The organism is Peribacillus frigoritolerans, assembly GCF_030676415.1.
Classification (GTDB): Bacteria; Bacillota; Bacilli; order Bacillales; family DSM-1321; genus Peribacillus; species Peribacillus frigoritolerans_A.
Genome location: NZ_JAUUTW010000107.1, coordinates 1 through 424, shown reverse-complemented (window position 1 = coordinate 424; position 424 = coordinate 1). Strand labels below are relative to the sequence as shown.

The 424-nt window shown below is 37.0% G+C and carries 1 protein-coding gene; it reads right to left on the bottom strand.

The genetic code is table 11. The features are described 5' to 3' along the window. Positions 1-424 (bottom strand): LysE family translocator (locus Q8G36_RS28670; RefSeq protein ID WP_305163151.1); only part of this gene is annotated, 424 nt, incomplete at both ends.

The following is a 424-nucleotide window of genomic DNA, read 5'->3' as shown; positions in this document are numbered from 1 at the left end:
GCTAAGTTTACAGCTAAGGCACCTAAAACAGATGCCATGAACCAACGTTGAATTTTAACCAAAAAAGGTCTTCTTCCAACCCAAACCGCGACCTGCCCAGCAAATAAAACAATTAGTAAATTTACAGAAAAGCTAACAAAAATTTGCACCGTTCCTAATTGAGCAGTTTGAACAAGCAGTGAACCACTATTAGGATCCATAAATTGAGGTAAAAGTGAAACATACAAGACCGCAATTTTTGGATTTAACAAATTTGTCATAAGGCCCATAACATATAGTTTTTTTGGTGACTCTACGGCTAAATGCTGTGGCTCCAGGATTGAACTTGCTCCTGGTTTTATTGCATTCCAAGCTAACCACAACAAGTAGATAACACCTAACCATTTAATGATGTCATACATTACTGGAACTAATTCGAACAAGA